Annotated in this window: 14 protein-coding genes; 8 read left to right on the top strand and 6 right to left on the bottom strand. The window is 67.6% G+C overall.

From position 1 onward, the window contains the following. Window positions 1-7: 7 nt before the first annotated feature. Window positions 8-277 carry a DUF2164 domain-containing protein gene (locus E5K04_RS02850; RefSeq protein ID WP_136551405.1) on the top strand — a complete coding sequence of 90 codons (270 nt, stop codon included), beginning with the start codon at window positions 8-10 and terminating at the stop codon, window positions 275-277. Window positions 278-372: 95 nt separating this feature from the next. Beyond that, window positions 373-1,254 (top strand): sterol desaturase family protein, encoded by an 882-nt coding sequence (locus E5K04_RS02845; RefSeq protein WP_136551404.1) that lies wholly within the window; start codon window positions 373-375, stop codon window positions 1,252-1,254. On the opposite strand, the gene E5K04_RS02840 is transcribed toward E5K04_RS02845, so the two are convergent. Continuing rightward, window positions 1,251-2,144 (bottom strand): EAL domain-containing protein, encoded by an 894-nt coding sequence (locus E5K04_RS02840; RefSeq protein ID WP_136551403.1) that lies wholly within the window; start codon window positions 2,142-2,144, stop codon window positions 1,251-1,253. The genes E5K04_RS02845 and E5K04_RS02840 overlap by 4 nt on opposite strands. A 42-nt stretch (window positions 2,145-2,186) precedes the next feature. Next, the gene (locus E5K04_RS02835; protein WP_136551402.1) at window positions 2,187-3,290 is read right to left on the bottom strand and encodes a PTS transporter subunit EIIC; all 1,104 of its coding nucleotides are present in this window, start codon (window positions 3,288-3,290) and stop codon (window positions 2,187-2,189) included. Window positions 3,291-3,639: 349 nt separating this feature from the next. Here E5K04_RS02835 and E5K04_RS02830 point away from each other — a divergent pair, with 349 nt between their 5' ends. The 4 genes from E5K04_RS02830 (at window position 3,640) to E5K04_RS02815 (ending at window position 8,464) form a co-directional block, all read left to right on the top strand. Continuing rightward, complete coding sequence (locus tag E5K04_RS02830) at window positions 3,640-4,959, top strand: sodium-dependent transporter (protein ID WP_136551401.1); 1,320 nt, start codon at window positions 3,640-3,642, stop codon at window positions 4,957-4,959. 215 nt (window positions 4,960-5,174) lie between these two features. Beyond that, the gene (locus E5K04_RS02825) at window positions 5,175-6,494 is read left to right on the top strand and encodes a sodium-dependent transporter (protein WP_136551400.1); all 1,320 of its coding nucleotides are present in this window, start codon (window positions 5,175-5,177) and stop codon (window positions 6,492-6,494) included. A gap of 223 nt (window positions 6,495-6,717) precedes the next feature. Beyond that, on the top strand, window positions 6,718-8,031 hold the full coding sequence (locus E5K04_RS02820) for a sodium-dependent transporter (protein ID WP_136551399.1): 1,314 nt from the start codon (window positions 6,718-6,720) through the stop codon (window positions 8,029-8,031). A 22-nt stretch (window positions 8,032-8,053) separates the two neighbouring features. Continuing rightward, window positions 8,054-8,464, top strand: a complete 411-nt coding sequence (locus E5K04_RS02815; RefSeq protein WP_136551398.1) for a VOC family protein — start codon at window positions 8,054-8,056, stop codon at window positions 8,462-8,464. Here the strand turns inward: E5K04_RS02815 and E5K04_RS02810 are convergent. From E5K04_RS02810 to E5K04_RS02800, 3 genes are read right to left on the bottom strand one after another with little or no spacing between them, the layout of a single operon-like run. Continuing rightward, window positions 8,452-8,766 (bottom strand): AzlD domain-containing protein, encoded by a 315-nt coding sequence (locus E5K04_RS02810; RefSeq protein ID WP_136551397.1) that lies wholly within the window; start codon window positions 8,764-8,766, stop codon window positions 8,452-8,454. The genes E5K04_RS02815 and E5K04_RS02810 overlap by 13 nt on opposite strands. Next, entirely contained in the window at window positions 8,763-9,458 is a 696-nt protein-coding gene (locus E5K04_RS02805) for an AzlC family ABC transporter permease (protein WP_136551396.1), read from the bottom strand. Before E5K04_RS02805 ends, E5K04_RS02810 begins: the two co-directional genes overlap by 4 nt. Window positions 9,459-9,514: 56 nt before the next feature. Next, the gene (locus E5K04_RS02800) at window positions 9,515-10,159 is read right to left on the bottom strand and encodes a MarC family NAAT transporter (RefSeq protein ID WP_136551395.1); all 645 of its coding nucleotides are present in this window, start codon (window positions 10,157-10,159) and stop codon (window positions 9,515-9,517) included. 182 nt (window positions 10,160-10,341) lie between these two features. Between E5K04_RS02800 and E5K04_RS02795 the strand changes: the two genes are divergently transcribed. Then, a complete protein-coding gene (locus tag E5K04_RS02795; protein WP_136551394.1) occupies window positions 10,342-10,821 on the top strand; it encodes a copper chaperone PCu(A)C in 480 nt (159 codons plus the stop codon). Between the two features lie 13 nt (window positions 10,822-10,834). On the opposite strand, the gene E5K04_RS02790 is transcribed toward E5K04_RS02795, so the two are convergent. Beyond that, window positions 10,835-11,995 carry a glycerophosphodiester phosphodiesterase gene (locus E5K04_RS02790; RefSeq protein ID WP_205700282.1) on the bottom strand — a complete coding sequence of 387 codons (1,161 nt, stop codon included), beginning with the start codon at window positions 11,993-11,995 and terminating at the stop codon, window positions 10,835-10,837. 365 nt (window positions 11,996-12,360) lie between these two features. Here E5K04_RS02790 and E5K04_RS02785 point away from each other — a divergent pair, with 365 nt between their 5' ends. Further along, window positions 12,361-12,654, top strand: coding sequence for a SelT/SelW/SelH family protein (locus E5K04_RS02785; RefSeq protein WP_136551392.1), 294 nt, complete (start codon window positions 12,361-12,363; stop codon window positions 12,652-12,654). Window position 12,655 lies beyond the last annotated feature (1 nt).

The raw sequence follows: 12,655 nt of genomic DNA, 5'->3' as shown, positions 1-12,655 counted from the left end.
GCAAACCATGAAGATCAAACTGGACCCGGCAGCCCGCCGGCAGGCCATCGCCTCGATCGAACGCTATTGCGCCGAACAGCTGGACGACGACCCTCCCGTCGGCCTACTCGGCGCCTCCACCCTGCTCGACTTCTTCCTGCAGGAGATCGCGCCCGTCGTCTACAACCAGGCCGTCGCCGACGCCCAGGCGCGCCTGCTCACCCGCGCCGCCGAACTGGACGCCGAGGTCTACGCCGAACCCTTCCAGTACTGGAAAAGCCCCACCAGACGCGGCTGACGCCAGCCCGGCCTTGCCCAAAAGATTTACATGACATAGCCTGCCGGCAGACCGGTGGCCCACGCATGGCCGCCGGCGGACACGAGGAGGACGGGATGGGGTTCGATATCGAGTTGTTGCTGCTGGCGCTGACGCCGCTCTTCTTGCTGTGTGTCGCGCTGGAAATCCTCTACTGGCGCCGCCACGGGCGGGCCGGCATCTACGACGGGCGGGCCGGCATCTACGACTGGCGCGACAGCCTGTGCAGCGCGGCGCTGGGGCTGATGCACCAGGGCGCCGACAAGCTCGCCTGGTTGCTGGTACTGCCCGTCTACGCGTGGGTGTGGCAGCACCGCCTGTTCGACTTCCAGATTGGCTGGCCGGCCTTTGTCGCGCTGTTTGTCGCGCAGGACTTCCTCTACTACGGTTTCCACCGCGCGAGCCATCGCGTGCGCTGGCTGTGGGCCGCGCACAGCGTGCATCACTCGTCCACGCGGATGAACTTCACCACTGCCTTCCGGCAGAGCCTGATGTACCCGGTCGCAGGCATGTGGCTGTTCTGGCTGCCGCTGGCGTGGCTGGGCTTCCCGCCCGAGGCGGTGGTCGGCGTGGTGCTCGTCAACCTCGCCTTCCAGTTCTTCGTGCACACCCAGGCCATCCCCAGGCTGGGCGTACTGGAAAAAGTGTTCAACACGCCGTCGATCCACCGCGTGCACCACGCGAAGAATCCGCGCTACCTCGACCGCAACTACGCCGGCGTGCTGGTGGTGTGGGACAGGCTGTTCGGCAGTTACGTCGAGGAAGATGCGGCCGAGCCGTGCGACTACGGCACGGTCAAGCCGGTCGCGAGCTTCAACCCGCTATGGGTCACGCTGACCGAGTGGATCGACATGGCGCGCGAAGTGGCGCGCGCGCGCTCCTGGCAAGAGGCGCGCGTGCTGCTGTTCGGCCCGCCGGAAGCGGCCGAACGCGTAGCGGCCAGCGGGAACAGCCGCTAGCTGCCCTGCAGGCGCTCAAGCAGCGCCGGGAGCGGCTGCGGCCGGCCGGTCAGGTAACCCTGCACCGCGTCGGCGCCGCAGCCCTTCACCACGCTAAGCTCGGCCTCCGTCTCGACCCCCTCGACCAGCACCGTCGCACCGCTGACCCGGCACATGCGCACGGTCGCGGCCATGAACGCCGCGCCGTCCGGCCGGCTAAGCGCCAGCACCAGCGTGCGGTCGAGCTTGATCTTGTCGAACGGGAAACGGGTCAGGTAGGCGAGCGTCGAGTAGCCGGAACCGAAATCGTCCAGCGCGACGGCGTGGCCGCGCCGGCGCAAGCGCTCCAGCGCCGCCGCAAACACGGCAAAGTCGGCCACCGACTGGTGCTCGGTCACCTCGAATTCCAGCGTCACCCCGTCCGGCAACGGCCGCGCGAGCAAACGCTCGAGCACGCCGTCCAGCCGTGCGTCGACCACGGTCTGCGGCGACAGGTTGACCGACAGGGTGAACGCGCCGTGCCCGCCCAGTTGCCGGGCGGCGTCTACCGCTTCGCCCAGCACCATGAAGTCGAGTTCGGGCATCAGGCCGAGCGTCCGGTAGTCGGCGATGAAGGCGGGGCCGCGCAGCGACCCGTCGGCGCCGCGTAGCCTGCCGTCGGCCAGGGAGAGCTGCGGCTGGAAAGCCAGCTCGAAGTGCCCGTCCCGCTGCAGACGGGCGACATTCTGTTCGGCACGGAAGCGCTCGTGCATCTGCGCGACGTATTCGTTCCGGCGGTCGGTCGGGCCGGCGCCGTCATCGGCCCTTTCAAAGCCCGGCAGCGCGGCCAGCACGCGCGAGGTGCCCAGCCCGCGCAGCTCGAACGCCGTGAAGAACGGCGCGTAGATGCACACGCCCAGCACGATGATCACCCCCTGCAGCAGGACGGCCTGCCACGCGCCGCCGCTGGCGAGCTAGGCATTCAAGAGCGGCGGCACCATCCAGCCGACCTGCTGCTGCAGCGGCGGCACCCAGCCGTACAGCGTCGCCGCGTAGGCCAGCACGAAACCCGCCAGCGGCGCGAGCAGGAAGGGAAGCGCCAGTACCGGGTTGAAGAAGATCGGCACGCCGAACACCAGCGGCTCGTTGACGTTGAGCAGCGACAGGGGCAGCGACGCGCGGGCGAGCCGCCGGTAACCGCGGTCGCGCGCGCGCCACAGCATCAAAAGCGCCAGGCTGAGTGTGCCGCCGGCACCGCCGGCGGCGCACCATACGTCGAAGAAGGTGTTGCTGACGATATTGAGCGGCGCGCTGCCGGCCCGCCACGCGGCCATGTTCTGCGCGCTGGCCGCGATCAGCGCTTCGCTGGTCTCGCGCAGCACATGGTGGCCGTTGACGCCGAACAGCCAGCATACGCCGCGCACCAACTCGTAGAGCAGGCCGTCGACGAAGCCGGTCGGCGCCAGCGACGCCGACCAGCGCGAGAGCGCGTCCGCCACGCCGAACAGCAGCGGCCCGGCCAGCCAGGCCAGTACCCCGCCCGCCACGGCGACCATCACCAGGGTCACCATCTGGTTCACGCACTGCTCGACCAGGCCGTGGTTGGAACCGGCGTCCAGCACCTGCCAGCGCTCGGTCCGCCTGAGCAGGCAGGCGGCGAGGAAGGCGGACACCATCGCCACCGGCAGGTTGTCCGGCAGGCCGAAAAACCCGGGGTGCAGCACGAGTTGCCAGCCCAGCAGCGCGCAGACGCCGGCGGCGATGCCCTGCACCGGCAAACGCCGGTCGCGGCTCGCCAGATACAGCGACAGGTAGACATTGACCAGCAGCGGCAGCAGCGCAAACACCAGCGCGTGCAAGGTGCCAAGATGGCCGGCCAGCGCCTGCCATCCGGCGTACTCCGCGCCGTACATCGCCAGCAGCAGGCAGGCGCGCAGCACCACCAGCGGCACGATGGCGATGGTCACGCTGATCGCGGCGGTGAGGGCACTGTTGCGGGCCAGCAGTATGGGCAGCTGCGCGAGGACGCCGCCCAGCCTGGCAGGCCAGGGCCTGGAGCAGGAAATGGAGTCCGACATGTGTGAAGAGCTTAGCAGCGCCGCGGAGGCGACGGCTTGAGCGTTCCGCAAGCCAGCCTTGCCGGCCGCCGGCGCTCGTATACCATTCAAATAATTAGATTTTCAACAATATAACGCCGTTATCTTATACAAATAAATTGACGTATTTGGACAGTCCCCGCAGAATGCCCGCATGGACAAAACGCACCGCATCGCCGTCACCGGCTACGTGTATTACCCGGCCTCCTCCCTGGTGGCCGGTCGTCTCGTGTTGTCCTGAATACCCGAAACAGACTGAATCGGCCGCCGCCCAGGCGGCCTTTTTGTTTGTCGGCAGCGCGGGCGGTGGCCTCCACCACAAGGGGCCATCATGACCACCACAAGAAGCAGCTGGGGCTCGCGCCTCGGTTTCATCCTCGCCGCCGCCGGCTCGGCCGTCGGCCTGGGCGCGATCTGGAAGTTTCCCTTCGTCACCGCGATGAACGGCGGCGGCGCCTTCATCCTGCTGTTCCTGCTGTTCAGCTTCTCGCTCGGCTTCGCGCAGTTGCTGGTCGAATTCACGCTGGGGCGTGCCGCGCAGCGCGGCCCGGTCGGCATGTTCCGCCGGCTCGCCGGCGGGCTGTGGCCGCTGGCGGGCCTGCTCGGCATCTTCGCCGCCTTCGTGCTGTACAGCTTCTACAGCGTGGTCGGCGGCTGGACGCTCGGCTACCTCGCGCTGGCCTTCGAGGGCTCGGTACTGACCACCGACACGGCCGTGCTCACCTCGACCTTCACCCGCTACGTGGAAGACCCGCTGTGGCCGATCGCCAGCCACGCGGCGTTCGCGCTCGCCACGCTGGCCATCGTGCTGGGCGGCGTGGAAAAGGGGATCGAACGCGCGAGCAAGCTCTTGATGCCCGCCCTGTTCCTGCTGATGCTCGCGCTGATCGTGCGCTCGCTGACCCTGCCCGGCGCGGCCGCCGGCGCGCTCGCCTTCTTCACGCCGGACTTTTCGGCCGTCACCCCGGCGATGGCCGGCGACGCGCTGGGGCTCGCCTTCTTCTCGCTGTCGCTGGGCACCGGCGGCATGATCGCGTACGGCTCCTACGTCAAGCAGGAGACGCCGGTCGTGCGTTCGGCGGCGTGGGTGGTCGGCCTATCTTGTCTCGTCGCGCTCTTGTCCGGGCTGATGATCTTCCCGGCGCTGGTCGCCTTCGGCCTGGACCCGGCCGCCGGACCCGGCCTCACCTTCATGACGATGCCGGTGGTGTTCGCCAGCCTGCCCTTCGGCCAGGTGTTCGCGATCGCCTTCTTCGCGCTGCTGTCGGTGGCGGCGCTGACCTCTTCGGTGTCGATGCTCGAATTGATCGCGACGCTGTTCCTCGACGAATTCTCCCTGCCACGCCGGCCGGTGGTGATCACCCTGAGCCTCGCCGTGTTCCTCTGCGGCGTGCCGGCCTCGCTGTCGCTGGGGCCGTGGTCGGACATCAGCGTGTTCGGCAAGAACATCTTCGACGCGATGGACTACAGCGTGAGCAACGTGATGATGCCGCTCTCCGGCATCCTGGTCGCGCTGTTCGCCGGCTGGCGGGTATGGCCGCTGGTGCGCCAGCACTCGGGCCTGACCGGCTTGCCGCTCTTCGCGCTCAAGTGGAACTGCCGGCTCGTCGCGCCGCTGGCGATCGCGGCCATCCTGCTGAAGAACCTGTGAAGGGCATTTGACTTGCCGTCTGGACACATGATTTACTGAAAACCATGAACCGCAACGCCGTCTTTTTTTCGTTTTACTTTATGGTCCGCCCGACAAGGGCGGCCAGGACGGTTGCGCACAACTAAAAACCACGCACTCCGGTCGGGCCGCCCTACACAGGCGGCCCGATTGCATTTGGCCGCCAGCCCGCCGGAACATACCCGGAACTGGAGACCATGCAGCAACACCGCCACACCTGGGGCTCGCGCCTCGGCTTCGTTCTTGCCGCTGCCGGCTCGGCCGTCGGCCTCGGAGCCATCTGGAAGTTCCCGTACGTCGCCGCGAAAAATGGCGGCGGCGCGTTCATCCTGCTCTACCTCGCGTTCAGCTTCACGATCGGGCTGGCCCTGATGGTGGCCGAGATCGCACTGGGCCGCAGCACCCGGCACGGCGCGTGCGGCGCGTACGCCTGCGCGGGCGGCCGCCTCTGGCGGCTGGCCGGGCTGCTCGGTGTGTTCGCCGGCTTCGTGCTGTTCTCGTTTTACAGCGTGGTCGGCGGCTGGACGCTGGCCTATCTGGGCTTTGCGCTGGACGGCAGCATCATGGCCACGCCCGCGTCGGCGCTGCCCGGCCTGTTCGGGCACTTTGTCGCCGACCCGCTAACGCCGCTGCTTACCCACGCCATGTTCGCGCTGGCCACCTGCTGCATCGTGCTGGGCGGGATTGAAAAGGGGATCGAGCGGGCGGGCAAGCTGCTGATGCCCGTGCTGTTCCTGATCATGCTGGTCCTGGTCGTCCGGGCGCTGACGCTGCCCGGCGCCCTGGCCGGTGCGGTCACGTTCCTGCGGCCGGACTTTGCGGCACTGTCCGCGGCCAGCGTCGTCGACGCGCTGGGGCTGGCCTTCTTCTCGCTGTCGCTGGGCGTGGGCGCCATGGTCGCCTACGGCTCCTACATGAAGGGCGACGTCGCCATCGCGCCGGCCGCCGCCTGGGTGGTGGCGCTGGCGGTACTGGTCAGCCTGCTTGCCGGGCTGATGATTTTCCCGGCGCTGGCCGCCTTCGGGCTAGACCCGGCCGCCGGACCCGGCCTCACCTTCATCACCATGCCGGTAGTTTTCCAGCACATGCCGGCAGGCGGCATCTTTGCCGTGACCTTCTTCGCGCTGCTGGTCATGGCCGCGCTCTCTTCGTCGGTGGCGATGCTGGAACTGGTGGCGATTTTCTTCATCGACGAGTTGGGCTGGCCGCGCCGCAGGGCATTGGCGGTCGTCACGCTGGCCGTCATCGTGTGCGGGGTGCCGGCGTCGCTGTCGTTCGGCCCGCTGGCCGACCTTACGGTCGCCGGCAAGAGCATCTTCGACACCATGGACTACTTCGTCTCCAACCTCGCCATGCCGGCAGGGGGGATTGCGCTGGCGTTGCTGGCCGGCGGCCCGGCCCTTGTACGCCTTGCAGACGAAGCCGGCATTCCCTGCCAGTGGCGCTCCCATTGGCGTATCGCTTGCCGCTACCTGCTGCCGCTGCTCGTGCTGATCATCCTGCTGAAGAACCTGTAGCGTGAAGATTGTATCCAGGCCTTGACGGCGGCTAGCCCGCCAAGGCATGCTACAAACATGAAAAGCACACGCGTGAACCCGACTACCCGCCGCTGGTGGTGGCGCCCTTAACACGGCGCGCCGGTTCACGACCATCTTGACCAGGCCGCCGACAGGCGGCCTTTGTCATCCCGACCCCAAGCTCCCTGTCCGGCGACCACCCCCGCAAGTACAAGGAGTAGTCATGCAGCGATCACAATGGGGCTCCCGCCTCGGTTTCATCCTCGCCTCCGCCGGCGCCACGGTGGGTCTGGGCTCGATCTGGAAATTCCCCTACGTCACCGCGATGAACGGCGGCGGCGCCTTCCTCGCCATCTTCGTCCTGCTCACCTTCACGCTCGGCCTCACCCTGCTGCTCGCCGAGTTCGCGATCGGCCGCGCGGCGCGCGCCGGCGCGGTCAGCGCGTTCAAGCGGCTGGGCAGCGGCGCGTGGCCGCTGACCGGCTACGCCGGCGTGCTGGCGGGCTTTTTGGTGCTGTCGTTCTACAGCGTGGTCGGCGGCTGGACGCTGGGCTACCTCGTGCGCGCCGCCGACGGCCGGGTGATGAGCAACGATGCGGCCGCGCTGGCCGCGCTGTTCGGCCAGTATGTCGGCAGCCCCATCGAGCCGCTGCTCACCCACGCGGTATTCATGGCGCTGACGCTCGCGGTGGTGATCGCCGGCGTGAAGAACGGCATCGAGCGCGCCGGCAAGGTGCTGATGCCCGCGCTGTTCGTGCTGATGCTCGTGCTGATCGTGCGCTCGCTGACGCTGCCCGGCGCGGCCGCCGGCGTCGCCGAATTCCTCGCGCCCGATTTTTCCAAGGTGACGCCGGCGATGCTGGTCGACGCGCTGGGGCTCGCCTTCTTCTCGCTGTCGGTCGGCGCCGGCTGCATGCTCGCCTACGGCTCCTACCTGGGCAGCGAGGTGAAGCTGGCCGGCTCGGCGCTGTGGGTCGCGTCGCTCACCACGCTGACGTCGATCCTGGCCGGCCTGATGATCTTCCCGGCGGTGGCCGCCTTCGGGCTCGACCCGGCCGCCGGCCCCGGCCTCACCTACATGACGATGCCGGTGGTGTTCAACCACCTGCCGTTCGGGCAGCTGTTCGCCTTGGCCTTCTTCGCGCTGTTGCTGTTCGCCGCGCTGACTTCGTCGGTGTCGCTGCTGGAGCTGATCGTCGTGCTGCCGATCGACGAATGGGGCGTCAGCCGCCGCAAGGCGACGCTGATCGCCGCGGCCCTGGTATTCGCCGCCGGCGTCCCCGCGTCGCTGTCGTTCGGCCTGCTGGCCGACTACAAGCTGTTCGGCCGCAACGTGTTCGAGCTGATGGACTACACCGCAAGCAACATCCTGCTGCCCATCGGCGGCATCGGCACCGCGCTGTTCGCCGGCTACAAGGCGTGGCCCGCCGTCAGCGCCGAGCTCGCGCTGCGTACGCACGCTGCCCGCGCCATGCGCCTGATGTGCCGCTACGTGGCGCCGGCGCTGACCGCGCTGATCCTGTTCTGGAACCTGTGAAACCTGCTGGAGACTTGAAGAAATGAAACAACGCATCGCCCACTTCTCGCTGCTCGTCGACGAGTACGATCTCGCGCTCAGCTTCTACCGCGACAAGCTGGGCTTTGCGCTGCTGGAAGACACCGACCTGGGTGGCGGCAAGCGCTGGGTGCGGATCGCGCCCCCCGGCGGCGAGACCGCGCTCTTGCTCGCGCGCGCGGCCGACGAGACGCAGCGCGCCGCGGTCGGCCGGCAAGGCAGCGGCCGGGTCTGGCTGTTCCTTTATACCGACGACTTCTGGCGCGACTACGCGCGCTACCTGGCGCTTGGCGTCGAATTCGAGGAGGCGCCGCGTGAGGAAGCCTACGGCACGGTCGCGGTGTTCCGCGACCCGTACGGCAACCGCTGGGACCTGCTCGAGCCGGGCTGCCCGCGTCAGGCTCAGGAGAAATAACGCAGCGCAGCAAAGAGTACGAAACTCGCCACGAGCGCTGGCAGGGTACGCCCGCCATACCAGGCCAGCACACCCGCGCATAGGGTGCCGATCAGATAGGGGTTCTGCCACGACAGCGCGATGCTGCCGCCGGGCGCCAGCGCCATCGGCACCACCAGCGCCGACAGCACCGCGACCGGCACATAGTGCAAGGCACGCGCCAGCCACGGCGGAAACACCCAACGCCGGCCCAGTACCAGGAAGCTGGCCCGAATGGCCAGCGTCAGCAGCGCCATGCCGGTGATGGCCAGCCACACGTTCATGCGGCCTCCTTGCACTTGTCGTCCAACAACATACCCGTGGCTATGCCCGCGCACGCGGCCAGCATCAGGCCGCCCTGATACGGCAATTCGCGCAACCACAGTGCCACCGCGCCGGCGACCAATGCAGCGGCCAGCGCAGGACGGGTTTTGAGCTGCGGCGCGACGATGGCGGTGAAGGTCGCCAGCATCGCGAAGTCCAGCCCCCAGCCGGCGATGCCGGGTATCCCCTGCCCGACCAAAATACCCAGCAGCGTCCACAGCAGCCAATTGCCGTACATCGCCAAGGACGAGCCAAGCCAGTACGCGGCGCCGCCGGCTAGCATGCCCGAACGCAGACGGTGTTCCACTACGGCAAACGTCTCATCGGTCAGCCAGAACGCCAGCGGCAGTCGCCAACGCAATGGCCAATCGCGCGCGTATGGCAGCAAGGTGGCGCTGTAGAGCGCATGGCGCAGGTTGACCACCAGCGTGGTCAGCCATAACACCGGCAGCGCACTACCGGCAGCAATCAGTCCGACCGCGATGAATTGCGACGACCCGGCAAACACCAGCAGCGACATCGCCAGCGTTTGGACAGGGGTCAAATGGGAAGAGGTGGCCAACGCACCGAAGATCAGCCCGAACGGCGCGGCACCGACCAGCATTGGCACAGTATCACGCGCCCCGGCCAACCCCGGGGAGATAGACGACATGGCAAACCCTAAAAACAGCAACACCCAACAATGCCATCAGGGTATCGCACGGTCAATCAGGAACCCGCCATGAAGGTGCGGATGCCCGAGCCGACGAACTGCACGCCGACGCAGATCAGCAGGAAGCCCATCAGCCGGCCGAGCACCTCGCGGCCGGCGCGGCCCAGCCGCTCGGCGATCACGTCGCTCGACTTGAGCGTCAGCCAGACGCCGACGCTGACCAGCGCGATGGCGACAAAGGTCATGAAGAACGCGGCGGCCTTGGCCGGCAGCGTGTCGAGCTCGGCGATCTCGGTGGAGAGACCGATCACCACCGCGATGGTGCCGGGGCCGCTGATGCCGGGCATCGCCAGCGGGAAGAACGAGCAGTCCTCGCAACTCGGGCGGTGGGTAGTCGAGTGGGTGTCCTGCGACAGGAACAGCATGCGGTAGCCGATGACGGCGACGACGAAGCCGCCGGCGATACGCAAGGCGCCGTACGAGATGCCGAAGAACTCGAGCACCAGGTTGCCGGCGAGCAGCGACACCAGCATGATCGCCGCCGCGTACACGCAGGACATGCGCGCCTGTTCGGCACGCTTGGCATCGTCCATGCCGTGGGTCAGGCTGATGAACAGCGGGATCTTGGAGAGCGGGTTGGTGATCACGATCAGGCTCACCAGCGCGCCGAACAGGTATTGCAGGTAGAAGTGTTCCAGCATGGCAGCGGGGACGTCGGGTCAGGCAGCCATTCTTCATGACAGCGGGGCGGCTGCACAGGGGCGGGTCGGAAACAGGCAAACCGCCGTCGCGCCTTGGCAAATCGGCTGCGACATTCGGTCGCACCCGATGCCGGATGGATTATGGTAGCTTTCTGCCGTGATATGAACCGGACTTGCCCGCCATGAAAAAACTGCTGCTCGCCGCCCTCGTCGCCACCCTGCCGCTGGCCGCCGCCGCCCACGAAACCCGGGCCGGCGCACTGACCGTCCACCATGCGTGGAGCCGGCTGCTGCCGCCGTCCGCGCCCAACGGCGCCGCCTACTTCGAGCTTGCCAACCGCGGGCCGGAGGCAGACCGCCTGCTTGGCGCGGCCACGCCGCGCGCGAACAAGGCCGAGTTGCACACCCATGTACACGACAACGGCGTGATGCGCATGCGCGAAGTCGAAGGCGGCGTCGCGGTGCCTGCCGGGCAGACCGTGCGCTTCGCGCCGGGCGGCCTGCACGTGATGCTGATGGGGCTGAACGCGCCGCTCGCCAAGGGCGAGCGCTTCCCGCTGACGCTGCGCTTCGAGAAGGCCGGCGAGGTGAAGGTCGAGGTGGTGGTCGAGGACGGCATGGCCGCCCCCGCCACCGCGCATGCGATGCCGGCGCACCACTGACGCCGGCGATGGCTCAGCGCTTGGCCATGGACTGGCGTGCCGCGACGGCGGTATCGGTGAAGTCGCTGAACACGCCGTCGACGCCGAGCCCGAAGTAGGTCTTGTACTCTTCGGCCGGGTCGCCCATGAAGTTGGCCGCCAGATGCTTGGGCTCGTTGCGGAAGGTGTAGGCATGGACGAGCAGGCCGGCCTTGTGCGCGTCGCGTACCAGCGTCGACGGTTCGATCAGCGTGCGGTCCTGCATGTCGACCGTCTTGTCGCCGTTGACGTCGGCGGCGGCGCCGGTCTTCTTGTCGACCATCCCCTCGCTCGCGATCAGATACGGCTTCCACGGGCCGATGCCGTCGGCGAAACGGCGGATCTCGCGCAGCGCGGCAGGCGTGGTCAGGTCGGCGTAGCTGCGCGGGTCACCCGCAACGACGAAGTCGTACGGCTGGCCGGTCACCAGCTTGCCGTCGACGGCCACGTCGTCGGCGTCCATCAGGAACACCAGCTTCACCGGCGTCAGCTTGCGTAGCGCCTTCAGGTTAGCGGTCTCGAACGACTGCACGAACACCGGCGCGTCCTTGCGGTTCAGCCCCGCCTTCTTGAGGCTCGCGACCAGCGCGCGCTCCAGCGGCAGTTGCTGCGCCTGGTGCCAGGTCGGGTGCTTGGTTTCCGGATAGACGCCGATCTTGCGGCCACTCTCCTTGGCCAAACGCGCACGCAGCACGAGGATCTCGTCGAAGGTCGGGATGGAAAACTGGCCGTTGTACTGCTGCGGGCGGTCGGCACGCTGCTGCACCGCGCGCAGGGTCTTGATCTCGGCCAGCGTGAAGTCGGACGCGAACCAGCCTTCCTCTTCCTTGCCGTCGACCTTCACCTTCTTCTTGCGGTCGGCGAACTCGGGACGGCTGGCGACGTCGGTGGTGTCCTTCAGGTTCGGCTCGTGGCGCGCGATCAGCACACCGTCCTTGGTCGACACCAGGTCCGGCTCGATATAGTCGGCGCCCAGTTCGACGGCGCGCGCGTACGCTTCCAGCGTGTGCTCGGGCAGGTAGCCGGACGCGCCGCGGTGCGCGATCACCAGCGGCGCCTTGCCGTCCAGGGTCGGCCAGCCGGCAGCCTTCGCTGCGTAGGCATTCGGCAGGGCAAACGCCGCCAGCGCGGCAGCACAAATCAGGGTTCGCTTCACGGGGATACTCCGCGGGTGGATGACCCACAGATTATTCCTTGCGCATATTTCAGCCACGAGAAGTTTTGGTGACAGCAAGATGACAGCGATTTTTCGCGTCGCAGATCCGCGACAACCGGTCATTTTTGTCTGACAACATCCAGATTTGCTTTACACGAACCGCTTAGATATGCACAATGACTGAACTGGAGCGTTGGCCGCCTCCAGTGTGACGCCGTCCGGCCGCATCCCCTCGCCAGGCAACACCTGAAGAATAATGAGATGGAGGAGGGCTGCCCTCACGGGCAGACATGCAGTACCGGGGAGCGCGGACGGCGTCGGATAGGCTACCATCGGGCCTGCCTCGAACCGAACGGACCGCCACGATGGACCACCCCGCCCTTCCCCGCCTGGAAATCCGCTACTGCACCGGCTGCCGCTGGCTGCTGCGCGCCGCCTGGCTCGCGCAGGAATTGCTGACCACCTTCGAGCAGGAACTGGGCGGCGTCACGCTGTCGCCGGGCTCGGGCGGCGTGTTCACCGTCCACTGCGGCGACACCCTGCTGTGGGACCGCAAGCGCGACGGCGGCTTCCCGGAGCTGCGCGAGATCAAGCAGCGCGTGCGCGACCTCGTCGCGCCGGACAAGCCGCTCGGCCATAGCGATACCCGTCCCGCCTGAC

Source organism: Crenobacter intestini, from assembly GCF_004919095.1.
Lineage (GTDB): Bacteria > Pseudomonadota > Gammaproteobacteria > Burkholderiales > Chromobacteriaceae > Craterilacuibacter > Craterilacuibacter intestini.
Note: the sequence above shows the minus strand (reverse complement) of the source record. Positions and strands in the feature narration are given on the sequence as shown.

Coding starts and splice junctions, on each gene's coding strand:
- E5K04_RS02785 (WP_136551392.1), top strand. CDS start 12,361: ATGGACCACCCCGCCCTTCCCCGCCTGGAAATCCGCTACTGCACCGGC.
- E5K04_RS02825 (WP_136551400.1), top strand. CDS start 5,175: ATGCAGCAACACCGCCACACCTGGGGCTCGCGCCTCGGCTTCGTTCTT.
- E5K04_RS02795 (WP_136551394.1), top strand. CDS start 10,342: ATGAAAAAACTGCTGCTCGCCGCCCTCGTCGCCACCCTGCCGCTGGCC.
- E5K04_RS02850 (WP_136551405.1), top strand. CDS start 8: ATGAAGATCAAACTGGACCCGGCAGCCCGCCGGCAGGCCATCGCCTCG.
- E5K04_RS02805 (WP_136551396.1), bottom strand. CDS start 9,458: ATGTCGTCTATCTCCCCGGGGTTGGCCGGGGCGCGTGATACTGTGCCA.
- E5K04_RS02835 (WP_136551402.1), bottom strand. CDS start 3,290: ATGTCGGACTCCATTTCCTGCTCCAGGCCCTGGCCTGCCAGGCTGGGC.
- E5K04_RS02810 (WP_136551397.1), bottom strand. CDS start 8,766: ATGAACGTGTGGCTGGCCATCACCGGCATGGCGCTGCTGACGCTGGCC.
- E5K04_RS02815 (WP_136551398.1), top strand. CDS start 8,054: ATGAAACAACGCATCGCCCACTTCTCGCTGCTCGTCGACGAGTACGAT.
- E5K04_RS02820 (WP_136551399.1), top strand. CDS start 6,718: ATGCAGCGATCACAATGGGGCTCCCGCCTCGGTTTCATCCTCGCCTCC.
- E5K04_RS02800 (WP_136551395.1), bottom strand. CDS start 10,159: ATGCTGGAACACTTCTACCTGCAATACCTGTTCGGCGCGCTGGTGAGC.
- E5K04_RS02845 (WP_136551404.1), top strand. CDS start 373: ATGGGGTTCGATATCGAGTTGTTGCTGCTGGCGCTGACGCCGCTCTTC.
- E5K04_RS02830 (WP_136551401.1), top strand. CDS start 3,640: ATGACCACCACAAGAAGCAGCTGGGGCTCGCGCCTCGGTTTCATCCTC.